At 58.0% G+C, this 24,587-nt stretch carries 16 protein-coding genes and 2 pseudogenes; 7 read left to right on the top strand and 11 right to left on the bottom strand.

The window, feature by feature from the left end:
• Nucleotides 1-158: 158 nt before the first annotated feature.
• Nucleotides 159-896 carry a UTP--glucose-1-phosphate uridylyltransferase AglF gene (aglF, locus tag C483_RS05040; RefSeq protein WP_006652278.1) on the bottom strand — a complete coding sequence of 246 codons (738 nt, stop codon included), beginning with the start codon at nt 894-896 and terminating at the stop codon, nt 159-161.
• Nucleotides 897-1,096: 200 nt separating this feature from the next.
• Here aglF and C483_RS05035 point away from each other — a divergent pair, with 200 nt between their 5' ends.
• Together C483_RS05035 and glmS are read left to right on the top strand one after the other, a co-directional pair.
• Nucleotides 1,097-2,272 (top strand): sugar phosphate nucleotidyltransferase, encoded by a 1,176-nt coding sequence (locus C483_RS05035; protein ID WP_006652277.1) that lies wholly within the window; start codon nt 1,097-1,099, stop codon nt 2,270-2,272.
• Between the two features lie 2 nt (nt 2,273-2,274).
• The gene (gene glmS, locus C483_RS05030; RefSeq protein ID WP_006652276.1) at nt 2,275-4,089 is read left to right on the top strand and encodes a glutamine--fructose-6-phosphate transaminase (isomerizing); all 1,815 of its coding nucleotides are present in this window, start codon (nt 2,275-2,277) and stop codon (nt 4,087-4,089) included.
• 9 nt (nt 4,090-4,098) lie between these two features.
• Here the strand turns inward: glmS and C483_RS05025 are convergent, their stop codons facing one another.
• Together C483_RS05025 and C483_RS19380 are read right to left on the bottom strand one after the other, a co-directional pair.
• Entirely contained in the window at nt 4,099-5,547 is a 1,449-nt protein-coding gene (locus tag C483_RS05025; protein WP_049912437.1) for a lipopolysaccharide biosynthesis protein, read from the bottom strand.
• 74 nt (nt 5,548-5,621) lie between these two features.
• A complete protein-coding gene (locus tag C483_RS19380) occupies nt 5,622-6,293 on the bottom strand; it encodes a chromosome partitioning protein ParB (protein WP_241431474.1) in 672 nt (223 codons plus the stop codon).
• A gap of 311 nt (nt 6,294-6,604) precedes the next feature.
• On the opposite strand from C483_RS19380, the pseudogene C483_RS05020 reads away from it, so the two are divergent.
• Nucleotides 6,605-7,326 (top strand): annotated as a pseudogene (locus tag C483_RS05020) (IS5 family transposase); the annotation flags it as partial.
• A gap of 310 nt (nt 7,327-7,636) precedes the next feature.
• Here C483_RS05020 and C483_RS19375 read toward each other — a convergent pair.
• Nucleotides 7,637-9,112, bottom strand: coding sequence for a sulfatase-like hydrolase/transferase (locus C483_RS19375; RefSeq protein WP_006652273.1), 1,476 nt, complete (start codon nt 9,110-9,112; stop codon nt 7,637-7,639).
• 344 nt (nt 9,113-9,456) lie between these two features.
• Here C483_RS19375 and C483_RS19850 point away from each other — a divergent pair, with 344 nt between their 5' ends.
• Together C483_RS19850 and C483_RS05010 are read left to right on the top strand one after the other, a co-directional pair.
• Nucleotides 9,457-10,584, top strand: a complete 1,128-nt coding sequence (locus C483_RS19850) for an agl cluster protein AglQ (protein WP_152419825.1) — start codon at nt 9,457-9,459, stop codon at nt 10,582-10,584.
• Nucleotides 10,581-11,492 (top strand): glycosyltransferase, encoded by a 912-nt coding sequence (locus tag C483_RS05010; RefSeq protein WP_006652271.1) that lies wholly within the window; start codon nt 10,581-10,583, stop codon nt 11,490-11,492. The genes C483_RS19850 and C483_RS05010 overlap by 4 nt, the downstream gene beginning before the upstream one ends.
• Nucleotides 11,493-11,497: 5 nt before the next feature.
• Here C483_RS05010 and aglG read toward each other — a convergent pair whose 3' ends face one another.
• A complete protein-coding gene (gene aglG / locus C483_RS05005; RefSeq protein ID WP_049912457.1) occupies nt 11,498-12,439 on the bottom strand; it encodes a glucosyl-dolichyl phosphate glucuronosyltransferase in 942 nt (313 codons plus the stop codon).
• Between the two features lie 180 nt (nt 12,440-12,619).
• Here aglG and C483_RS05000 point away from each other — a divergent pair, with 180 nt between their 5' ends.
• Entirely contained in the window at nt 12,620-15,517 is a 2,898-nt protein-coding gene (locus C483_RS05000; RefSeq protein WP_006652269.1) for an oligosaccharyl transferase, archaeosortase A system-associated, read from the top strand.
• Between the two features lie 278 nt (nt 15,518-15,795).
• Nucleotides 15,796-15,930 carry a DUF7503 family protein gene (locus C483_RS21055; protein ID WP_275039988.1) on the top strand — a complete coding sequence of 45 codons (135 nt, stop codon included), beginning with the start codon at nt 15,796-15,798 and terminating at the stop codon, nt 15,928-15,930.
• 76 nt (nt 15,931-16,006) lie between these two features.
• Here C483_RS21055 and C483_RS04995 read toward each other — a convergent pair whose 3' ends face one another.
• The 6 genes and pseudogenes from C483_RS04995 to glpA all read right to left on the bottom strand — a co-directional run bounded on the left by C483_RS04995 (nt 16,007) and on the right by glpA (nt 24,529).
• A complete protein-coding gene (locus C483_RS04995) occupies nt 16,007-17,587 on the bottom strand; it encodes a hypothetical protein (RefSeq protein ID WP_083860401.1) in 1,581 nt (526 codons plus the stop codon).
• Nucleotides 17,588-17,801: 214 nt separating this feature from the next.
• Nucleotides 17,802-18,377 (bottom strand): annotated as a pseudogene (locus C483_RS20765) (hypothetical protein); the annotation flags it as partial.
• An 83-nt stretch (nt 18,378-18,460) separates the two neighbouring features.
• Entirely contained in the window at nt 18,461-19,984 is a 1,524-nt protein-coding gene (locus C483_RS20760) for a Cdc6/Cdc18 family protein (protein WP_006652267.1), read from the bottom strand.
• Nucleotides 19,984-21,414, bottom strand: coding sequence for an anaerobic glycerol-3-phosphate dehydrogenase subunit C (locus tag C483_RS04985; protein ID WP_006652266.1), 1,431 nt, complete (start codon nt 21,412-21,414; stop codon nt 19,984-19,986). Before C483_RS04985 ends, C483_RS20760 begins: the two co-directional genes overlap by 1 nt.
• Nucleotides 21,415-21,514: 100 nt before the next feature.
• On the bottom strand, nt 21,515-22,858 hold the full coding sequence (gene glpB / locus C483_RS04980; RefSeq protein WP_006652265.1) for a glycerol-3-phosphate dehydrogenase subunit GlpB: 1,344 nt from the start codon (nt 22,856-22,858) through the stop codon (nt 21,515-21,517).
• On the bottom strand, nt 22,859-24,529 hold the full coding sequence (glpA, locus tag C483_RS04975) for an anaerobic glycerol-3-phosphate dehydrogenase subunit GlpA (protein ID WP_006652264.1): 1,671 nt from the start codon (nt 24,527-24,529) through the stop codon (nt 22,859-22,861). It lies immediately after the preceding gene.
• Nucleotides 24,530-24,587 lie beyond the last annotated feature (58 nt).

Here is a 24,587-nt window from a genome sequence, read left to right as displayed (position 1 = left end):
TCATCTGAAATCCGGTGTGGGGGTGTCGATAGCCGCCAATCACGTACTGTCTAACTTGGCACAAGGCCCCCACAATGGAGTTCCCTCCGCACGTCAGAACCTTCGCTGTTGTTCGACTACTTTCAGGGAGAACAGATCGCTACGCTACTCGAGTACAGTCACTCAGTCTGGCTGGCCACTGGCGAGTTCCCCTGGAGACGTTCCGTTGCGGTCTCCTGGTCTTCTGGATAGCCAACGTCGATACGCCAGCCGTCCATGCGAATTGCGTCGATCGTTCGACCGGATTGGATGAGCAGGTCGATCGCGTCGGGGAGTTCATACTCGCCGCGGTCGCTGGGCTGGACGAGGTGACAGGCGTGGAAGATAGCGGGCGTGAACGTATAGAAGCCGGTCATCACGAGGTTTGATGGGGGTTCATCGGGCTTCTCGACGACCTCGACGATCTCGCCGTACTCGTTCGTATCGAGGACGCCGTAGCGCGAGGCCTCCTCGTAGGGGACTTCTTCGACGAGGAACGCTGCGTCGGCTCGCTCCTCCTGCTGGCGGTTGACCACGTCGCCGAGATTCCCTCGGAAGATGTTGTCCCCGAGCATGAGCATGAAGTCGTCCTCGATGTGTGGTTCGGCCTGCAGGATAGCGTGAGCCAGCCCCAGCTGTTCGCGCTGGTGGGCGTAGGTGATGGGAACGTCCTCGTACTCGTCGCCGTAGCGTTCGATGATCTGCTCTTTCTGGTAGCCGACGACGACGATGAACTCCGTCGCGCCGATCTCGAGGAGGTTGTCGAAGACGTCCTCGATGAGCGGCGTTCCGTCGACTTCGACGAGGACCTTTGGTTTGTCCTCGGTCAGGGGCCGAAGGCGGGTTCCCTTGCCCGCGGCCAGTACGACTGCTTGCATATGGATAGTGGTCCGATCCAAGTCCTATATGTCTTCGGGCATCGTGATTGTTCAGTTTTATCGGGCATCCGTTGTGTCGGGGTGGCAACCCGGAGACCAGTCTCCACTCACGAGACAGACCGGTACAGATCTCGTTCGTGACCTGTCACCCTGAGCCTGCCTACCAGCAGCTATTCAAGGATACTCGGGCAAGAGCACCTATGAGCGAAGAGACCGTGCCGGCCGTCGTACTCGCGGCCGGTGAGGGTCGTCGGCTCGATCCGCTGACGAACCGGCGACCGAAACCTATGGTTCCGGTCGCGAACCGACCGATACTTGATTACGTCGTCTCGGCACTCGCAGGTGCCGGTATCGACCGCATCGTGCTCGTCGTCGGCTACCGCCAGGAACGGATCAGGAACTATTTCGGCGACGGCGACGACTGGAACGTCGACATCGAGTACGTCGTCCAGGACACACAACTCGGGACCGCCCACGCGGTCTTGCAGGCCGAGCAGGCCGTTGACGGCCCGTTCCTCGTGCTCAACGGCGACCGGATCGTCGACCCCTCACTCGTCTCGCAGGTCCGAGACGCAATCGCGACGGAAACGGATCGCCCCGTCCTCTCAGTCACCCGGTCGGCCCATGCCAGCGACTACGGCGTCGTCTCCATCGAGGGCGACCGTGTCACCGAAATCACCGAAAAGCCGACCGCCCCCGCCCGCTCGGAACTGATCAACGCAGGCGTCTACGGCTTCTCGAACGACATCTTCGATGCGATTCGGGAAACGCCAACCGAGGCGGGCGAACTCGCAATCACGACGACACTCGAGACAATCCTCGCTGACCGGCCCGCAAGCGCTGTTCGGGAACACGACATCTGGCTCGACGTCTCCTATCTGTGGGACCTGCTCAGCGTCAACGCGGCGATTCTTGGCGACGACGAGTTCGAAACCACGCAGGAGTCGACACTCGAGGGCGCAGTCGCGACGGACACGGCGATCGGGACCGATGTCTCACTGGGAGCCAACGCGACCGTCGGCGGCAGCACCGCACTCGGCGACAACGTCACGATTCAGCCGAACGCAGTCGTCTCGAACGCGGTCGTCTTCCCCGACGCAGTGATCGAATCCGGTGCCGTCGTCCGCGACGCGATCGTCGCAAGTAACGCCAGGATCGGCGCAAACACGACGATCGCAGGCGGCTCTAGCACCGTCGTCGTCGACGGCGAGGTCCACGAGGACGTCGACTTCGGCGGCGCGATCGGCGATAACGCCACCCTCGGCGGCGGCGTCACCGTCGATCCCGGAACCGTTCTCGGCGACGACGCCGTCGTCGACGCCGGCGCGCACGTCACCGGTCGCATCGAACCCGATGCGGTCGTCAGGAGGGGGTAATCATGTGTGGAATCGTCGGCTACGTCGGTGACGGTCCCGTCGGATCGATCGTCCACAGCGGCCTCGAGAATCTCGACTACCGCGGCTACGACTCGGCAGGCATCGCGCTCGTCGACCGCGGCTCCGACGACCTGGCCATCACCAAACGTGAGGGCGAGGTCAGCGGCCTCGACGTGCCGTCCGTCTCGAGTGCAACCTGTGGCATCGGCCACACGCGCTGGTCGACCCACGGCCCGCCGACCGATACGAACGCCCACCCGCACACGGGCATGACGGGCGACGTCGCCGTCGTCCACAACGGCATCGTCGAGAACTACGCGGCTCTCAAGGACGAGCTCAGTGCAGACGGCCACGAGTTCACGAGCGACACCGACACCGAGGTCGTCCCCCACCTACTCGAGCAACGACTTGAGGCGGGCCACGATCTCCAGTCGGCACTCGAGTCCGTCGTCGACGAACTCGAGGGTAGTTACGCGATCGCCGCCGTCGAGGCTGGTTCGGACCGTATCGTCGCGACGCGCCACGAGAGTCCGCTGGTCGTCGGCCACGGCGACGGAACTGCCTTCCTCGCCAGCGACGTCACCGCGTTCTTAGAGCACACGCGCGATGTCACGTATCTGCAAGACGGCGACGTCGTCGTTCTGGAGGACGGCACAGTGACGATCACACAGGATGGAACGCCCGTCGACCGCCCCATCGAAACCGTCGACTGGGACGCCGACGCCGCCGAAAAGGGCGGTTACGACCACTACATGCTCAAGGAAATCCACGAACAGCCCACTGCGCTCCGGCAGGCGCTCTCGGGGCGGGTGAACCTCGACGACGGAACTGCCGACCTCGATCTCGAATTCCCGCCCGGATTTCTGGAGTCACTCGAGGAGATCCAGTTGATCGCCTGTGGCACCTCGTACTACGCCGCCCAGTACGCGGCGGGGCTACTCGAGCGCGTCGCCGACGTGCGTGCGTCGGCCCAGCTCGCCAGTGAGTACACGTTCAACGGCGGCCGCGATCCCTGGCGGACGCTTACCGTCGCCGTCACCCAGAGCGGCGAAACGGCCGATACGCTCAGCGCGCTGCGTCGCGCTAGTGGCGCTGGCGTACGCACACTCGCGGTGACGAATACGCTCGGCAGCACGGTCACGCGGGAAGCCGACGACAGCCTCTTTATCCGTGCAGGCCCAGAAATCGGCGTCGCCGCGACCAAGACGTTCGCCTCGCAGGTGACGACCCTCGCGCTCCTCTCGCTCTTCATCGGCCGAGAACGCGGGACGCTCTCGGCGGCCGACGCTCGAAGTGCACTCGCAGACCTTCGCGGCCTTCCCGGCGCGGTCCAGCAGGTCCTCGACGAAGCCGACACAGTCCGCGAGGCGGCCGAAACCTACGTCGACGCCTCGGCGTACTTCTTCGTCGGCCGGACCTACGGCTATCCGGTTGCACTCGAGGGCTCGCTCAAACTGAAGGAAATTGCCTACGACCACGCGGAGGGATTCGCTGCGGGCGAGTTGAAACATGGTCCACTTGCGCTCGTGACCGACGAGACGCCAGTCCTCGCCGTCCTGACCGAGGGGACGCGCCCGGCGGAGACGCTCAACAACGTCGCCGAAGCACAGACTCGTGGCTCGCCCGCGATCGGTATCGTCGACGGAACCGTCGAAACGAACGCACTGGATGTTTCGTTCGAGGTTCCCTCACTCGGAACCGCGACGCCACTCGTGGCGAACGTCTACCTGCAACTGTTCGCGTACTACATTGCGGATCTGCAGGGTCGGCCGATCGACAAGCCGCGGAATCTGGCGAAGAGCGTCACTGTTGAATGAGCTGACGTGTTACCCTTGTTTTGGCAGCAGTGGTACTTCGAACGGGAGGTTGTTCGTTACTGTCGTTCGGAACGAACTCGAGATTCCAAACAGTGTTCCGAAGTAGACCATTGCACCGATGCTCACCAGGATGCCGACGAATGCAGTGTTGTACTCGGCGAGCCAATGCGTCTCTCCCAGTTGACGGCTACCATAGACGATGAGCCCCATCCCAACTGCTGCAGCCCACTGGCGGCTGATCTCGGACAGTGGAACCGTGATTGGGACGTTTGATCTGACGTAGTAGTAGGCGACCACGAGTCCAACTGCAGCAGACAGTGCTGTTGCAACGGCCGCACCAACCCAACCGAACTGCCAGATGAGTACGACGTTGAGGACGACGTTTGTAACGATGAAGACACCGTTTGCCCGAAACGCGAGATCAGGTCTGTCGATCGCATTGAGCGTATTCAGCAACTGTTTGTTGTAGGTATAGACGAGCAACGCGACGATGAGAACTGTAAGCACCTCTGTCCCGGCGACAAACGGTTCGCCGTAGACCAGTAGCAGTCGATCACCGATGACCAGTGCACCGACGAGCCCTGGAATCAGAATCAGTCCTGCATAGGAGAGTGCATCTCTCGTGAGCCCGGCGACTGCACTTGAGTCCTTCTCCGCGGAGACCTTACTCATCTCGGGGAAGAGCGTGCTACTTATTGCATCACCGAAGATGTCCAGAAACTTGCTGAGCGACCAGACGACGGAGTAGATGCCGATCAGGCCCTGGGTAACGAAGAAGCCGAGCACAGCAATATCGACGGTATCGAACGTCTTGCTGCGCATCTTTCCGAGCCAGGCGAATTTGGCGTACTCGAAGAGACTGACGACGTGTTCCTTCCGTGGGAGTGCGGGTCGAAGGCCGAGAATCCAGATGCCGATCGTCGCCGTGATAATGTACGCAATCGCGTATCCCCAGAGCATTCCTGCGAGTTCGAAGCCGATCACGACGAGCGCAACTTGCACAATGGCACGCGTAATTTGCTTCCCACTCGAGAGAACTGCGTAGACGTGCACGAGATGGTTCCCTTTGAGCGACGCGTTGATGAATTCCTTATAGAGGGTAACAAACAGGAGGAGAACGACGAACTCGGCAACTGGCACGCCGACGTATGCGTTCACCTGTTCGCGAAAGACGACGACGAGGACAGCAACCACGGTCATCATTGCCGCCATTACTGTGAGGCCAGCGCCGACGAATTCCTCCGCTTCTTCGCCTTCGCTGATCCGTTTGGTAATTGCTCCAGAGAACCCGACCTGACCACCAATCGCGAACCACGTAACAAGCGTTATAACGAGCGCGTACTGTCCGAGGATGTCTTCGCCGAGGACTCGGGCGAAGTAGACTGTTGCGAGAAAACCTAGTGAGGCACCGAGGAATTTAGATACAAAATATATAATTGATGTCTGTCCCAATCGCATACAAATAACTCACTCTATCTAATTCGGTTGTCAGGGTCCGGTGATATAGTAGATTGTTGTCTGAGGTAGAACTTTTATTCATCGCTTTGTTCAGTCACCCAACTATCTGGAACGGTCTCAGCAATATCTGGGTGGTTAATGTTGCTTTTTGCGCGTTCAGATAGTTCTTCTTTTGAGTTAGCGTTCATGACTTCTTCACGTAGATTTTGCCATTCGGAGTGGCGAACAACAATACGAACGGGGATTTCGTCAAGTTCAAGCACATGAGAAATCGCAAGCCGATGGTTTCCATCAATGAATAGGAAGTCGCCGTTACGACTGATAGCTACCGCTATATCGGTCTTTGATCGATCAAATGAACCGCTCAGAACGATAGATTTGACGCTCCTGCCCTGCAATTCGGATTGTGATTTGAAACCAGACTCTTGAATAGAAGCATACAGATCTTCGATGCTCTTCGCTCGTTGTTCAATATCATTGATTGTTCGACAACCGTTCCAGTACACTTCCCCTTCACTGACGCGTTCTATAGCTGTAGAATATATCTCTGTGTTTTCCCAAGCAACATCATTTTGGAACCGATCAACAACGCTACGATATTTTATGAGTTCATTGAGTGATTTGTTCGACTGATCCCAGTTTCCAGACCGAACCTCACCGATGTGTTTCCATCGATCAATATTCCCTGGCGCAGTGCTCTGTATCTTCTTAGGATTCACTTTTATAACTGTGAAGGGTTCTGCCATTCGCTGGTGAAAGTGTAGATGTTGTTTATAAAAATATATTATATAATAGCTTATACCTTGATAATTCAATCCTATGATCCTCAGTACTGTACTGAAAAAGGATAGAATACCTTCATTTCGGAGAATGTAAAACCCATCCCGGAATAAAGATTGGATAGTTGTGAGTAATTGCATTGGGGCCATGGTGATATAATCCGGTTACGATTGCAACCCATTGATGATTTCCTTTCTGTGGGCTCTGGTGAATCGAATAACTACGTAGACTTTAACCGATAGAACTAGGGTGTTAAAACAGGGGGATCCTATCGATTATGTCAAATTTTCATTCATTCGCTGGGAATGCCGTGATGTTGGCTAAAAGTGCTGTTGGTAGTTGAGCCGAAACCGCCGCCCCCAAACGATGGTGGCGGATTCGTCGACTACGCCGTCGTTTCGTTGCATTGTCTGCGGGTATACTTAGAGAAACCCTACCGTGAAGCGTTTGATTCTCTGAGTGAGATGCCAGAAATATTGGCGGTAATTAGCCTTAAGAATGTCAATTTCCTTGATCACTCGGCGCTAGTGAAATCGTTTGGCAAGACTAAGATGCCGGTCTGGTGAGTGCTGCTACGCCTGTCGGCGAACTGCATGAGCCATCTGGTCATGCAGAGATAGACGCGACGTTTTTGACCGTGAAAACGCCAACAAATACTATTTCTGATGGACGAATTACCACGTGTGCACACGCTCAAGACAACGGCTCTTGTCGATGTGAAGTCACAAACTGTTCTCGACGTTCAATACATGACCGAGAAACGTTGCGACACCCAACTCGGCTGGCAACTCGTCCGCCACAACACGGGTGAGTTACACAATCTCGCCGCCGACAAAGGCTACAACTGGCAGTAATTTCGAGATAAGCTGAGAAAAGAAGGCGTGAGACCGCTAATCAGGCATCGTGAATTACATCCCATTGATCACGCGCACAACGCACGGATTGATGGGTACTCTCTACGGGCAGAGAGCGTTATCTGGGATCGTCTTCTCGGTGATCTAGCGCACGTTCGGCGATACCGCGCGTGTGCGATCCTGATATTAAGAGTTCCGTAAGTTCTTCTATCGTTTATTCGACCTGTTCTTCGTTGACCACTACATCAGCTTCCAAAGCAACAATTCAATCAAAAGCAGCACGCCCTGACACCCGCTATAGTAACAACTGCAACTATTTACACACTGATCGCACAGCAGTCGTGTGATCAGGTGTGCATTGACTTGCAGTGGCTACTATAGAATGTCCGGATTATGCTCGCCCTCACAAACAAACCTGAACGCACTTGTGGAACAGAAAATAATTTTGGCTCATACTATACATACCCCAAACTCTCTAAGTGCTCCAGTGTTCTATTGTTGATCCGGTCCTGATGCGATGAAACTCCCAAATCGGAATAGCGATCAAATACGTCTGTAACAACCTCGTGAGCATTATCCTGATCGATGACTGTCGCGGTGTGTGCATCTTTAATCTCAACCGTGACAGCATTATCATCCCATTTTAAATATTTCTTAACACTTCCGGTTTCGTTTTTGTACACTGCCTGAATTTCTCCTCCATAGGGGTCAATATCATCGCAGAACTTCCCCGCCCGTTGAGCATTTTTCTTCTTGTGGTCAATTGTTGATGCGGATGCTACAACTGGCCTATCTGGAACAAACTCGTTACCGTCCCATTCCCCTTCCACAGCAGCCTTAACTGCCTCTGGAAAACAACGAAGTGTCGCTGCGTCAGAGACTTCGCGTCCATACGACTGGTTAGGATACGAGACGATTAGTGGAACATGGAGAAGAGATTCATGCAACCCCACAATATGTCCCGCAATGGGAAAATCAGGGCGGACACGACTATATTCGCCAAACCCCTCACCGTGATCAGATGTTATGACAAGGAGCGTCTCGTCAAGAATCTCACGTTCTTCAAGTTCTGTGACAAGGTCTTCGAGATACGAATCCACTTGCCTAATTGTGCCGTCGTAGATATTTTCAAAAGCATTCCAATCCTCCCAGGAGACTTGTTCACCGTATACTTTCCACGAAGTAGGATCAAGATCTGCCTGTTTCTGTTGCAGTTCTTTTCCCCCCCAGAGGTCATACTCTTTTGCAGGGTAAAACGGCAAATGTGTGTCCATTAGATTGAGACAAGCCGCCCATGGCCCGTTCTGTGAATCAATCCATGAATAAAATGGATTTAGGAAGCGATCTGCCGAATGGTCAAGTTGTTGTTCCAATCTGGATGATGAGAGAGAAAGGCTAAGTTGTTTTGCAGCGCCATTTGCTAGTCCTCTAATTGGGCGATCACTCCTAAGACAGTGCGTCAGGAAATCAATATACTTTGACCGCTTGTTATTATTTTCAAGGTATTCTGGACTATTGAAGAAGATATCGGGGTCGTCTGCCTTTGGAAATAGTCGGCCCCGGCGGCCTACAACATGATCAAAGCAGGATTTGAGCGATTTGTCGCCTGTGAGATTGACATTATCTGAGAAAACACCAGTCGTATATCCGTGTTCTTCACTGAGTGTATGCCAAATCGTACTAGTGGGATCTAGCTGGTGGGTAAGAAGATCATGTGCACCGTGTTCTTTAACCTCCATGCCAGTGAATATACTTGCATGACTAGGGTAACTGGTCATCCCTGGTGCGCGGGCTTGTGTGTATAATGTTGCGTTCTCAGAGAATTGGTCTAAGAAGGGTGTTGTCTTCCGTTCGTAATCATGTAAACTCGTGTTTTTTGCTCTTGTACTGTCTAAAACCACAAGTAGAATATTTGGAGCAGCACTCGTCATTAGGGATACAACTCAAATAGTGGGGTAAGTAACTTGTGAATTGTTAATTTACAACTCTCAAGCAAAGGTGATTATGATATTGTAGAAGGTGGCGATTCGTCCACACTAATAGTTCAATATAGGACATATTAATAATAACAAATATATTTATTTATGCATTTTATATAGAATAATGCTCTGGTTGATGATGTATTATACGACTATTCCGCACTCTCCCACACATCTTGCCAAGTGATGTAGATATTATTATGATTTTTAACCCCCATCTCATTCTCTGTTAGGACTCCTTCAAAATACAGATTAAAGATCATACTCTACTTTATATTCATATCCGATCAATACACATGGATTTGTCATCACACATTGCCAAAACGGCAAACACTCATCGCTCAGAAATACGAGACGATGGGTCAATTTCTCCCGGACACAACGGATTGTACGGCGACAAAGAGACGCCCGTACGGAACACTTCGCATTGGCTTCTCACTTTTTCTTCCCTGTACCAACAAACAGGCAATAATTCGTTCCGTAACGCAGCCGAGCAAACAAGTTCATACCTTCTCGGCCAAGATGCGCGGCCCGAGGGATGGACGTTTCACCACCGGACAGAAGATGGGAAGGACGCCTGTAACGGTCTCATCGGACAGGCCTGGACGATCGAAGCGTTAGCAGTCGCTGCGGACGCACTCGCTGATCGAGAACTCGCTCAGCTTGCCGAGAACGTTTTTCTCATGCATCCACAGGACAAGCGAACGGGAATCTGGAAACGCGTGGAAATCGACGGACGGACACTGCCGTTCGATGCAACGTTCAACCACCAGATTTGGTTCGCTGCAGCGGGTGGCATATTGGCTAATCTCTCTTGGACAAGTTCACAGATTGATGATCAGGTTCGGAGATTTCTCGATGAACTGGAACAGAATCTCCGGCTTTATCAATCGGGACTTGTGTTCCACCCGCTTAAACCGACGAACTCGCTTCGACGGTTACTGCACCTTGCAAGGGTTGACGAGCGTAACCGTATTGGTGTGACATTCGGGACGAGCAGTATTCCGCTACCATCACGGAAACAACAACTTCGGTGGAAGGCCATTGGGTACCATGCATTCAACCTGTATGCGTTCGCACTGTTGAAGCAACAATATCCTGACCACTCATTCTGGAGTTCTGAAAAGTGTACTCGTAGTCTGAACTACATTACATCGTCAGCATATCGGGAAAAGGTGTGGGAAAACGAATATGGGCCGGCGTACAACCCCGTTGGATTTGAGGTACCCTTTGCGATGGAAGTCTTCGACATCGGTTCAGCAGACGAGCGACGATGGTGGATCACGAAACAGTTCAATCGTCACTACAACATGGATACAAATCGAATGGATCGAAATACCCCAGATGCTGAAACCCTCACAGCAAGACTGTATCAGGCTACCCGGCTTAACGACATAGCACTCCCGAATTTTGATCCAACATGAGTGAGCAACAGACAGCAAAGCTCTCGATTATCGTCCCCGTGTACAACGATCCTGCTGGCGCTAGTGGAACGATCGAATCTCTCCTTCCACAACTTGGGGGGGATGCTACACTAACTGTCGTCGATAATAATTCGAACGACGATACACCACATGTTGTCGCGGAATGCATTACAGAGAGCGATCAGGCTACACTCTGTTTTGAACAGGAGAGACAGTCCTCCTACGCCGCCCGAAATACTGGAACCCAAGAAACCGATAGTGAAATCCTAGCCTTCGTTGACGCCGATATGACCGTCCCTGACGACTGGTTAGAATCCGCACTCCACGAGTTCGAAACCACCAATGCGGATTATATGGGCTGTAACGTTGAACTCACGCTTCCAGACAACCCCACGCTGGCAGCCCGACACGATCATCACACTGGGTTCCCGATCGAACAGTATCTCGAGTACCAGCAGTTCGTGCCGACATGCTGTCTGTTCGTTCGCCGCCACGTGTTCGAGGACGTGGGTCTCTTCGATCACCGCCTGACATCCGGTGGGGACAAAGAGTTCGGCAATCGGGTGCACGAAGCTGGCTACAAGATGCACTTCGCCGAGGACGTGACGATGTCCCACCCTACTCGGAACTCACTGCGTGCACTGATCAAAAAGGATCGTCGAGTCGGTCGTGGACTCTGTCAACTCCAGCAGTACTATCCAGAGCGATACGGAGAGCCAGGCATTCCACCGCGACCGTCAGGGATTAAATCTCCCGATCGGGATCTTCCGACGAGCGACCGCGCGGCCTTCAGTGCCCTCTCGACGTTTCTTACGGGTGTTCGTGGTCTTGGGTACTATCGCGAGTATCTCGAGTACGTCCGCGGCTCAAACAATGAAGCGAACAGCGGGCCACCCACACTCGAGTAGAGCCGCTACGTAGCCGCACCGACGAGTTTGTCATCCGATTGGATGAGTCCGTACAGATAGCCGAAGCCGACTGCCGCGGTAAAGATGAAAATCGTGACGAGTTGTTTCGCCTTCGGGCTCGATGGATTCCGAATTAGTTCTCGCACTCTAGAGGGGACGAACTCGAGCATGAGCTGTTTCAGATAGTCGTTTTTGTCCCCTGCGGCTTCGGGCAGGAGGAGATCCATAATTCGTTTCGAGTAGCCCTGCCAGAACGAGCGAAAGACCAGCCAGCGGAACTCTCCGCGATAGTCGAACAGCTTGTGGTTTACGACGGCATCAGTGTTGTAGATGACGCCCTTCCCGTATTTGTTGTTCATTCGGATGCAGACCGGGGCTTCGTGGGCCTGGATGTGTCGGTCGCCCTTGCGACCGGTGTTCTCGTCGTAGCCGCCGACGTTCAGGAAGACGTTCCGGCGGAACGAGATGTTAGAGCCGTACGTGTTTCGGAGTTCCTCCATGTGCTTGCCCATCCCGCGTTCGTCACAGCCGACGAGCCAGTAGAACTCCTCGGGGAAGAAATCGGGTTTGTCGGTCACCCAGTCGGGTTTGGCGTGTCCGCCGACGGCGATGGCGTCGGTTTCGTCGTAGACGCGCGCGAGTTCATCGATCCAGTCGGGTTCGGCGACGGCATCGTCGTCGATGAACGCGACGACGTCGCCGGTCGCGAGTTCGGCACCACGAGTTCGACTGTAGGAGATGCCCTGATTCTCGTCGTTACAGTAGCATTCGACACCGTCGAGGTCTCCGTAGTCGTCTATAACGCGCTCGAAGACGGTCTCGTTGCCGTCTACAACGATGACGACCTCGAGCGGGTCGTAGGTTTGTTCGAGAACGCTATCGACGCACTCGGAGAAGACGTCGTAGCGTTCCATCGCGTACGTACAGATGACGACGGAGACCTTCATCGTCCGCAGCATTGCTGTGAGTGGCGAATAAGCCTTTTCCTTCGATGGAGTACGATGCAGTCCGTTCCAGAATGGCGGTCTACTCATCCCCATCAACAGTAGTCTCCCTGTGCGACCGGTCATCAAAACACGACGTGTATATAACAAGACTTATTCCCGGCTTGGGTCTGGTGCAACCTAATGAGTACCAACACCGAACACGTCGAAGAGGAGGAGACGAACCCCTCCATCCTCGAGACGTGGGACGACTGGTATCACATCCCCGTGATCGGGGCTGTGATACTGTTCATGCTCTGGGTTCGGCTGCAGTCTTACAGTGCGTTTACCACCGAGGACGGAACGCCGAGCCTCGCTGCAGTCGACTCGTGGTATCACTGGCGAACGATCGAGTGGACGGCAGAGAACTACCCGTACACGATGCCGTACGAGATTTGGACCGGGTTCCCGACTGGGCGGTATGTTGGCCAGTTCGGAACGCTGTTCGACCAGCTCATCGTCACCGTCGCGATGATCGTCGGCCTCGGTGATCCATCGACGGAGACACTGTACACGGTCTCGCTGATCGCTGTTCCCGTGATGGCTGCCCTCGTTGCGATTCCGGTGTTCTACATCGGCCGCCGACTCGGCGGAACGCTCGGCGGAGTCGTTTCGATTCTGCTCCTCGCGCTCGTCCCAGGCCAGTTCCTCACTCGAACGACGGTCGGACAACTCCAGCACCACGTCGCTGAAGTGCTGTTTATGGCGATTGCCATCCTGGCACTGATGGTGGCGCTGCGCGCTGCAGAACGCGAACAACCGATCTACGAACTCCTCGTCGACAAGGACTGGGACACGCTTCGCGAACCGACGATCTACAGCGCCCTTGCCGGGCTCGCGCTATCGCTGTATATCTGGGTCTGGCCGCCAGGAGTCGTGCTGATCGGTATCCTCGCGATCTTCTTCACCGTCCAGCTCTCTCTCGACTACGTCAGAAACATTTCGCCGGACCACGTCGCATTCGTCGGTGCGACCAGTCTCGGCATCACAGCGCTCGTGACGGCGTTGCTGATCGAAGACCCCGGAACGAGCGTGACGAGCTTTAGCTACCTCCAGCCGCTGAGCGCCGCACTCGTCGCCGGTGGCTGTGTGTTTATGGCCTGGTTCGCGCGCCAGTGGAACGGACTCGATGTCGACCGACGATTCTATCCAGCAGCGATCGGTGGCTTACTCGCTGTCACGTTCGGTGTGATGTGGGTGGTCCTTCCTGACCTATTCGGTACGATCGTGGACAACGCGACGCGACGTGTGCTCCCGTTCGGTGAGACTGCTACGGACCTCACCATCCAGGAAGCACAACCACCTGGTGACTTCACCAGCTTCATGTTCGACGAGTTCGGCGCAGCGTTCTATACGATGCTCGCCGGTCTCGGCCTGCTAATTGCGCGGCCGTTCCTCGGCCGCGAGTACCGCACCGAGTACACCCTCATCATCGTCTGGTCGCTGTTCCTGATGAGTATGGCAGCGACCCAGATCCGATTCTCCTACTATCTCGTTCTCGCAGTCGCAGTCACGAACGCCGTCTTCGTGGCCGATGTCGTCCGACTGTTCGACTTCGATATTCGAAGTGGCGTCAATTCGATTCGACAGATCGAGACGTACCAGGTTATCGTCCTGTTTATGGTCGCACTGCTGCTGTTTGCTCCCCTGCTCCCACCGATCGCACAGGCAGGAAACACTGCATGGGAACAGGGAAGCTACGCACAGCCACACGACGATGCGACGACCTGGGAGGGATCGAACCACTGGCTCGCAGAGAACACGCCCGAACCTGGCAACTGGGGCGGCGCTGATAACGCCAGTGAAATCGAGTACTTCGGCAGCTACGACTACCCGGAGGACGGTAACTTCGACTATCCGGTTGGAAGCTACGGCGTCATGTCGTGGTGGGACTATGGTCACCTGCTAACGACGCAAGCAGAACGGATCCCCCACTCAAACCCGTTCCAGCAGAACGCTCGCTCCTCCTCGGCGTTCCTGACGGCTGAATCTGAGGAGCGCGCAGAGCTGATCCTCGATGCGATTGCGACGGGTGAGTCAGTCGATGATCACTCGAACGAGGAACTTGAGCAGCTCATTGCGAATGCCGACCAGACTGACGAGGAGATCCGGTACGTGATGATCGACGACGCAATGGCGAGCGGAAAGTTCTCCGCCATCACGACCTGGTCCGAACCTGGCCATAGCCACTATACCACGCCGGAAGACCACGACGGGACCGAACAGATCGACCGTGACGAGGTTGCTGAGGTGTTCAACGACGTTCCGTACGACGATACGGTCCTCTCGTCGCTGTACTTCAACAACGCAGTCGGGATGGAGAACTACCGGCTCGTCCACGAAAACGAGGAGCACGAGACGCAGTTCATGAGTTACGCGATCATCAATTCTGATACCGATCAGGTGCTGACCGCGGAGGACGGAACGCCGCAAGTTCGCCTCAACCAGGACCTGTCGAGTCAGCACACGCTCCTCGAACTGCAGCAGATCCAGCAGCATCCAAATCTCGAGTATGAGGAGATCGGACAGCGTGAGACCGCCTCGGTGAAAACCTACGAGCGCGTCGACGGCGCAACCCTTAGCGGAACCATCGATGACGAGAACGTCTCTGCAGGCGATGTCGTTACTGCGACGCTCGAACTCGAGACCAACACTGGGACCACGTTCAACTACACCCAGCAGGGTGAAGTCGACGAGAACGGTGCGTTCGAGTTGACGGTCCCGTACGCGACGGACGACGAACTCGGCGTCGAAGACGGCTACACGGACAGTGCCGTCCAGGCGCTTGACGACGAGTACGACCTCTCGTTCACGATGGCCGACGGCGAGGAATTCACCGTGTACCAGGGAGCACAAGAAATTCCAGAGTCCGCTGTCATCGACGGTGAGACGATCGACGTCGAACTCGAGGAGGTCGAGACTGAGGACGAGGATCCAGCGGACGACGATGAAGACGAGGCAGCCGACGACGGTGAGGAGGCCGGCGATGACACCGTTGCAGACGAGGAAGCAGCAGACGACGAGACGGACGACGACGTCTAACGCCCTTTCCGCACGTAGCTGCCCGTTGCGTTCGCTGATCGACCGAATTTTTCGGATGCTGTTTTAGGTGGTTCGTTCCCCACTCCTACCCACACCGCACTTCTGATGTCTTAGCGCCAGTCAGACCGGCCTTCCTCGTGTTTCCCCTCACTCATTTGTGTTCTGCTCACGGGATGGCTTGACATGCTCTGTTCAGTACCATGTCACTTATTTCTGTAACATTGCATATGAAAGTATAAGATATATTTATTTCCATTGGTGGTAACCATAGGAGTGTAATGTCCGTAACTGACAGCATGAAGGATTACCTTGCCCAGCACCCACGAATGATCGGCGCACTGTTCACCCTGTGCATCCTGCTCAGCCAGGCTGGAACGGTTGTTGCAGGGACCAGTTCGCAGGTTGGTCCATAGACTACATACCATCAGTAAGGGTTTCTTATAAAACGTCTCAATTGGTTACCGCTGAGTGAGGCGTATAGATGTGCCGTTATAGCTCGAAGGTCCCGACTCCGTCGTTCCAGTAGAGTGTCCCATTCATAAGAACTGGTAGTTCGTTCCACGATAAATACTCCTTGACGGAGTGTTCGTCAATGCTTGAAAACGGTGTATATCCGGGGCTAAGGTGCCAGTCTGCTATTGAAGGACAATTCGATTCTGTCGCCGTTCCTAATTTGAACTCCTTTGTTGAGTATGATTGGACAGCAAAATCATACATCTGTGTCTCACATGAGTCAAGTCTGACGACAGCAGGCGCACCACCATCCGACTGTGCAATATCAGCAGACCCATCACCAACGATCAGGTACTGCTCCCCAAGTGCCGTATTCTGGCGAGCAATCTCGAGTGCACCCCGAAGCGGGAAGCCCCGGTTGAGCAGGCGAGCCATCGTCTCACCCGCTTCGACAGCATCTCCGTTGGCAACATCACCGTACGTGCTGACACCGCCGAACGCGCCGCGGCGGATCATCGCGAGTCCCTGTTGATAGGAGCGACAGGCGTTCAGGAAGAAGACGCCAACGTCGACCGACTCGAGTGTCCGGATGTCTAGCTCACCGTCGGGACAACGCAGTCCGTCTTCGGTTGCGTGGCCGATGTAATGGACGAAATCGTACCCGCCTTCGGTGAGGAGTGTTGCGAGTTGGTCGCTGTCGACGCCGAACTCGGAGTCGATCCTGAACGGGAGTTCGTCTCGATTGCCGTAGGTCTCATCGAGCAGATCGTGCTCGTCGAGCATGCGGACGTCGTTGCAGACGAGGAGGATTTCGATCGATTCGTTTCGCGTGTCACGGTTTAGCTGATTTCGGTAGGCCTCGATGGTCGCCTTCGAGGCGTTCTGGGGGACGTTGTTGCCGAACCAGGCGTGTTCGACGGACTCGTCAGTGACGGTGGGGATGACGAACGCGGATTCATCCGGTGGACCGGCTGGTGATGGTGGCGGTGATGGAGCGGGTGATCGATCGATTGTGTCAGGTGGTGGCTCGCTCGTCGAGCGAACGAGTCGGGCATCTGCTGCGGGCGCAGCCGGTGGCTCGGCCGGTGTCTCTCCGCGCGATGGACGGACAATACCCAGTTCGTTGACGATGAACGGCAACAGCTCGATACTCTCCGGTTCCGGCGGGATGTGCGCAGTCAGGGGCCATCGGGGCGCGTGCGTCTCGATGAGGTCGAACGGCACGTCGAGATACCGCGCTAACCGATCGGAGAGGGATTCGTCGTAGGTGGTCTCGAGAGCAAACGGCAGTTCGTCTTCGAGTTCGGATCGCTCGAGGAGGTCGTACTGGAAGATTCCCTCCGTTCTGGTGAGACAGTCGAGGAAGAAAAACCGCTTGAGCAAGTTCGCAATCTCGTCACCAAACGTCTCGTCGCTCGGGAGTGGGTACTCGAACGCTGGCGTCCGAAGTGCGGGTTCGGTTCCAGGCCGAATCTGGGCATCGAGAAAGAACGCGAGCGGGGCGGCCTGAAAGAGCGCGAGGTAGCGCTCTGGGACGGTTATCGTGATGCCCTCGCCTGGTGTTTCGGTGGTGATTTCGGCGTCGGTGCCGGTATTGGTGCCGATACCGGTGCCGATATCGGTATCGGTGCCGGTCTCGACATCAACATTGGCGCTGGCGTTAGTATCGGACCTGTGCCCGCGATCACCAGCAGCTGTTGCCCTCGTTGGGTTTCCTGCTGGTGTGTTTTCACTCGTAACTGCTGTCTCGTCGGCCGGCAGCGAGCCGGTGTCTGAAACAGCCCGTATTCTCGCCGGTTTCGGGACCGATGTTCGACTTCCTGACTGCGTCCGGGATTTCGAGCGTCTCACCGAGTTCGATCAACGGCGGGTGACCACGCAGTGTTGGCCACGTTCGTTCCGGGGACGTGGTCTTCAACGCAGAGGGGAACGCAGAGAGCGCTGCCGCCATCGATTCGAGATCCGGCGGTGTCGTAATCGTTCCCGCCGGCTGGTCGTGCAGCGAGCGCGCACCGATCGTCACTGTGGTCTCGCACTCGAGTTCGATTCGGACGGCGGTGAGTCCGATGTCGACCGTCCCTGCGGTATCGATCCGACAGTAGAGTTTGATCGGGCCGCTGAGTCCGACAAACTGCGGGCGGTCCTCGAGTGTGGTGCGTTCGCCGACGCCGACGTTCGCCTCGGTTCGACCCGTTTCGTCGTGGATGGTTACGGAGTAAGGTTGATCGAACCGAATTTCGTCGGTCGCTATTGTGCAGGTTTTGTTGACTGGAAATCGGAAGTTCTGGGGATCGACCGGGGTGGGGGAGACGGTCTCCGGTGTGCCGACGCGGAGATGCCGCTGCTCGATCGAATCGTGGAACTCGAGCCCTGACGGATCGGTGACTGCCGCGAACTCAATCGTCATGTCTTCTCCGGAATATCCATCTCATTCATGCCGATTGTTAAAAAGAGTACTATCGGTCGAGAGGGGGTGGTCTGTTCAGTGTGCTAGGGCGGTTCGTTCGTGCTGGTGTTCGTGTTTGTGTCTGCGTCCGGTTCCGTGTTTGTGTCTATGTCTGTGTTTGTGTCCGTGTTCGAGCTTGTGTCCGTGTCCGGTTCCGTGTTTGTGTCTATGTCCGTGTCCGTTTCTGTGTCCGTATTCGTCTCTGTGTCCATGTCGGTGTCCGGTACCGCATTCAGATCCGTGTCTCCGTCTCCCGCCCCACCCATGCTGGTCGCTGTTTCCGCCGTTGCTGACGTGAGTGCGCCAAAGACCAGCGTCGGGAAGCGAGGCTCGACTGTGCTCGGACGGCGACCGCTGCCACTCGTCGGGAGTGGAACGCGTTCGATGACGCCCCGGTCTGCGAGTTCGTAGAGGAACCGCTTGACCGTGCCGTTGGTGAGCGTCGAGCGCTCGGCAATGGCACTCGCGACTTCTCGAATAGGACGGTCGTCGGTGTCGACATCGACGAGGTGGCCAAGCACTTGCTGGCGCGTCTCAGAGAGTGCAAGCGCACGGTCGACGTGGACGCCGTCCGCAGGGACCGCGCCCCGCGCCGCCTCGAGATGGGAGGCATCGATACGTGTTGCGTCGGTCGCGGTGGCACAGCAGGCCGCTCCGAACAGTGCGGCGAGCGCATCGTGGGCGTTGCCGTCGGCCCAGATGGCGAGTTCGCGCACCGATTCGTGGTCGAGGACGCCCGCGGCGAGGCCGGTCGAGGCGCGGTCGGTGATGACATCGACGAGTTCGTGATGGCGGTAGGCCGGAACAGTGACGACCGATCCCGCTGGCTGTGTGCTATCGTCCCCGGTCGCTGTCCGGCTTTCGACGGCCTCGGTCCCGGTCCCGGTTCCGGTTCCGGTTCCGTCTTCATCCCGGTCCGCATCGCCGTCCACATCGCCATCAGCCTCGACGTGAGCGGGCGCCCACTTCTCGGGTGTCGACTGGCCGACCGCTATCGTCGCGACACTGTCACTGACCGGCTCGAGGAGTTCTCTGGCCCGTTCGTACCGAAGCGTTTCGGGTTCGTCGTGGTGGTCGATGGCGACGACAGCCCGACGGTCGTGGCGCGCGAGGCGCGCAGTCAGTCGCTCTCGGAGGTCATCCGTTCCAATCCCACTCTCGGGCACTGGCTCTGCCGAAATCACGGAGAGAACGGCCTGGTAGAACGCGAAGGCGCTCTCAACGCGGCGACCGTCGACGTAGACGAACCAGGTCACCGGACCGGTGCTGCCCGCACGCGTCGTCGTTGCAATCGATCGGCTCGATTCGCCGAGTCGGTCGTTGAGCGCATCGAACAGCGCGGTAACGATCGCGGACGTCCCCGAACCCGGCGGGCCGACGACGGCAACCGGCTCCGGCAACTTGCCGTCGAAGACAGGCTCGAGTTCGTCCAGCAACTGCTCCAGCACGGGACCGCGGCCGATCGGCTCCGGGCGGTGGACGACTGGACTCAGATGGTCGCGATCGACCACCACCGTTCGCCCCTGGTGTGCCGATCGTCGTCGTGCGATGCGCTCTTGTAAATTCATTAGATCGACTCCGTCGCTGTCGTGGTTCCCGCGTCTGTGTCCGAGCCACTCCCGGCCCCGTTCTCGGCTCCGTCACCACCGAGAGCCGCCTCGAGTACCTCGAGTGTGTGCTTGATCTCGTAGCCGGTGCCGTGTTCCATCTGCATCGAACAGGTTGGACACTCCGTCAGGCCGGTTTCGGCCTCGGCTTCGTCCATGTGTTCGAACATCTCCTCGCCGATCTTCATCGACGTCTCGTAGTTCTCTTCTTTCCACCCGTAGGTACCCGAGATGCCCGAACAGGAGTCGCCCACGTCGTGTGCGTCGATGCCGTCGATCGCGTCCATGACTTCGATCGTCTGTCCATCGAGTCCCTGGTTACGTGAATGACACGGTGCGTGATACGCCATATCATCGAACTCGTCGCCGACAGCGGTGTTCTCGAGTGCACCCGTCAAATCCTCGTGGACGCGGAGGTACTCGACGGCGTCCCAGGTGTTCGCGGCGACGGTCTCGGTGTCCTCGAAGTCGAACAGTTCGGGGTACTCCTGGCGGATCGACATCGAACAGGAGCTACACGATGCGATGACGTCGGCTCCGTCCTCGATGGCGGCGGCGAGTTCGCGGACGTTCGTCTCGGCTGCGCGACGGGCGTCCTCGAGCATGCCGTTGGCGAACATCGGCGTACCGGAGCAGGACTGTTCGGGGACCATGACCTCGTAGCCGAAGTGTTCGTAGACGTGCACGAGCGCCTTTGCAACCTCGGGGGTGTTGTAGTTCGAATAGCAGCCGTGGAAGTAGGCGATGCGCTTGTCCTCGTTCTCGACCTTCGCCCCGCCCCTGTCCGTCCACCACTCGCGGAACGTCTCGGTCGCAAATTCGGGGAACTCGCGCTCGCTCGTGATCCCCAGGGTCTTCTCGCCGAGCCACTTCGTGACCGAGAGCCCCATCACGACGTTCGCCGTGCGCGGGAACATCGATGCCAGCGGCGCGAGTCGCCGGTAGTTCGCGAGCATCCGGTTTCGAAGGTACTCACGCGAGAGTTTGCTCATGTTCTCCTCGACGTACTCCGCCCGCGCCGTGTTGTGCATCTGCGAGAGCGGGACACTCGAGGGACAGGCACTATCGCAGCGCATGCAGTTCGAACACTTCATCACCGACTCGTCGATGTCGTGGTCGTCTTGTCGCTTCAGACGCCACTGCTCGGGCCCCTGGAACTTCGGCCCGGGGAACTCGTCGTCGACCTCGGCGACGGGACAGTTCGTGTCGCAGGTCGAGCACTTGTAACAGCTGTCCGCGCCCGGCCGGAGGTCCATCTCTTCGGCTTCGGGGAAGACCTGGACGGGTTCGAACTCGTCGTTATCATCGTCGCCGTCGCCTCCACCCGCACCGCCAGTGCTCGGTTGCTCGCTCGGTACGCCGTCGTCGATCGGCCGCTGTGCATCACTCATAGCTCAGAGAGATCGGTGTCGCGTGTCGTCTGGGGTGGTACTCGAGTCCGATTCGCGGGTAGTCGGTGTGAAAGCCGAACGGGAGGGGACGAAGACAGCATCACTGACACCCCTCCCCGGCGCGCGTGCCGGCGACGTAGCCCGTCGCGAGCGAGACGCCAGCGCCGGACTTCTCGGCCGCGTAGTCGTAGCCGCCCAGCACGGCACCCGCGGCTCGCAGGTTCGAAAACTCGGGGTCGTCGTCCGAATTCAGCGGTCGGAGGTCCTCATCTGGGACCACGCCAAAGCGGGCGTAGGGCTGTTCGCCGAAGACGTCGTCGACGAACCAGTCGTAGCGATCCGTCGCGTGCGGAACGTAGCAGTCGAACAGCGGTTCGGTCACTCGCTTGCGGTTCGATTCGATCCCTTTCCCGACCAGTCCGCCCGTCGCGAGGACGTACTGGTCGGCCTCGTGTGGAATCTGGGCGCCGTTGCGGTCAACGACGACGTGGTCGATGGCAGCCGTTTCGGACTCGCCTGCCGTCGAATTGGCCCCCATCGAATCGACCGCCACCGTCTCGTAGTCGACCACCGGCACACCCGAGGTCACGCGAACGCCGGCCGACTCGAGTGCATCGTACAGCAACTCCTCGAGTCGGAGGCCGGGCAAACTCGGCGGCCCCATCGGGACTTCGAAGACGTCCGCCCCGAGCGTGTCCGAGAGCGCCTCCCGGACAGCGGCGGGGTGGTCGTCGCCCAGAATCGCGGGGAAGCCGACGCGCGACTCGCCGTCGAGATGTGGGTTCACGGTCGCGGCGAGGGCCTCGCGAGCGCCGGTCTCGCCGGTCAGTGTCTCGACACGCTCGTCGTGATCGAGCAGATGTGCGTACCGCGTCACCTTCGCGTCGTCCCGGCCGATGCCGGGGAATGAGAGTGTCACACCGCGCGCGTCGAACGGTGCGCCCGCCGCCTCGAGATGGGCCGCAGCGAGCGGGGCGTCGAAATCGGGCAACGTCTCGAAGCCAACGAGCAGGGTGTCGCGGTCGTCGCTCGCCACCCCTTCGGCCGTCGAGACTGGATACCGTGCGGTCGGCTTGACCGTGCCGCCGTGGGTCGGGACGAGCGCGTTCCTGTCGGTGTGTGCGCCCGCGTAGGCGTCGCCGGCAACCTCGTCGAAGAAGGCGAGCGCCTCCCGGACGGCGTCGACCCCGACGCGCTGGTAGGGGTGGCTCTCGGGGAGGGACTCGAGTGCGGTGAACGGATCGGCGATGGGCTGTTGCTGATCGTCAGTGTTGCCCGGCGCGTACCCCAGAACGTCGATCAGTCCGCTCGCGTGGCGGAGGGTGCTCTGTCTGTACGTTACAAGCCGGATACGCGCGTCTTCGGCCGCGTCCGAGGCGGCGAGCGCGGCGGTCACACCGGCGAGGCCGCCACCGATCACGAGCACGTCGTCGGTGATTGCCATCTAGGCACCTCCGTCGAATTGTGCGTAGTCGACCTGTGTCGACCCGTTGGCAGGGTCGTTGTCGCGGTTCATCGTCGTCGCGTGGAGCGCGTAGTTCAACATCGCCTGCGAGAGCTGTTCGCCCCAGAGGGCGTGGCGTTCGCCCTTCCAGCGCTCTTCGAAGAGTTCGTCGAGCGCCTCGCGGACGGTCTCCTCGTCGTAGCGCGGGTGGAGTTCGGTCGCCATGTTCTGACAGCAGAAGCCACCCTGACAGTTGCCCATGGAGGCGCGGGTGCGGATGCGGACGGCGTTTAGATCCGAGCCGGACTGGTCGATGGCGTCCTGTACTTCGGCGCGCGTGACGCCCTCGCACTCGCAGACGACGGGATTTGGTTCGTCCGTCTCCAGCACGTCCGCGGCGCGGTTGCCGAGGCGCTGGTTGCTGCGGCGGGCGATCGGTGAGCGAAGGCCGAAGTCGTCCATACCCTCCTCCAGCACCGAGATATTCTCGCTGCCGGGCAGGGGGTCCTCGGCGGTCGTACAGGTCGCGCTGACGCCGAGTTTTGCACAGACGTGGTCCGAAATCTCCTCTGCCATCGCGCGGTAGGTGGTGAACTTCCCGCCGACGATGCTCGACATGCCGCTGACGCCGTCGCGCTCGTCGTGGTCGAGCAGGAAGAAATCTCGTGTGATGTCGGTCGGGTCCTGCGTCCCGGTTCCGGGTGGCTCGTACAGCGGGCGGACACCCCAGAACGATCTGATCGTGCGGGCCTCCTCGACGATGGGGACGAGCTCGGCGAGGGTATCGATCATCATGTCGACCTCCCACTGCTCCTCGGGGTAGTCGTCCGGATCTGCGACCTCTTCGTCCGTGGTGCCCAGAATGGCGGTCGTCTCGTGGGGAACGATGATGTCCGCGTCGCCCTTCGGCCGACAGCGATTGATCACGGTGTCGACCTGCCGGACGTTCATGATAGTCATGACGCCCTTCGAGGGACGGACGGCCACGTCGAGATCGGCCATCGCGCCGATCTGGCCGGCCCACGCGCCCGTCGCGTTGACGACGTACTCGGCGGTGATCTCCTCGGTGGTGCCCGGGGATTTGTGCGTGCGCTTTCCAGGTCCGGAGTCGTGGCGGATCTCGACACCGTAGATGTCGTCGCCGTCGCGCAGGAGGTCGATCACCTCGGCGTGGGTCTCGACGCGCGCGCCGTGGCGTTCGGCGTCCAGCGCGTTCGCAACGCAGAGGCGGAACGGATCGACCGCGCCGTCCGGGACCTGAATCGCGCGCGAGACATCGTCGGCGAGATACGGCTCGACCTTGCGGGCTTCTCGCCCCGAGAGCACCGTCGCGGGAATGCCACAGTCGCGACAGCCCTCGAGTTTCTCTCGGAAGTACTCGTCCGAGTCCTCGGGGCGCTGGACGAACAGGCCGCCGGTCTCCTCGACGCAGTGGCTCGCGATCTCCCGGAGAATCTCGTTTTCCTCGATACACTCCGTCGCACTGGCCTGATCGGAGACGGCGTAGCGGCCGCCGCTGTGTAAGAGGCCGTGCATCCGGCCAGTCGTTCCATCCGTGAGGTTCCCCCGCTCGACGAGCGTGACGTCGACACCGCGCATCGCCAGGTCGCGGGCGATACCACAGCCGGTCGAACCGCCGCCGAGGACGAGGACCGCCGTATCATGTGCCATCCCTTCGTTCGACACAGTCGATCGCCGCGACCTTTATTTTATCGACGCCAGGAAAGCG

Origin of the sequence: Natrialba hulunbeirensis JCM 10989, assembly GCF_000337575.1 — an archaeon.
Taxonomy (GTDB): Archaea; Halobacteriota; Halobacteria; order Halobacteriales; family Natrialbaceae; genus Natrialba; species Natrialba hulunbeirensis.
This window is presented reverse-complemented; position numbering and strand designations above follow the sequence as displayed.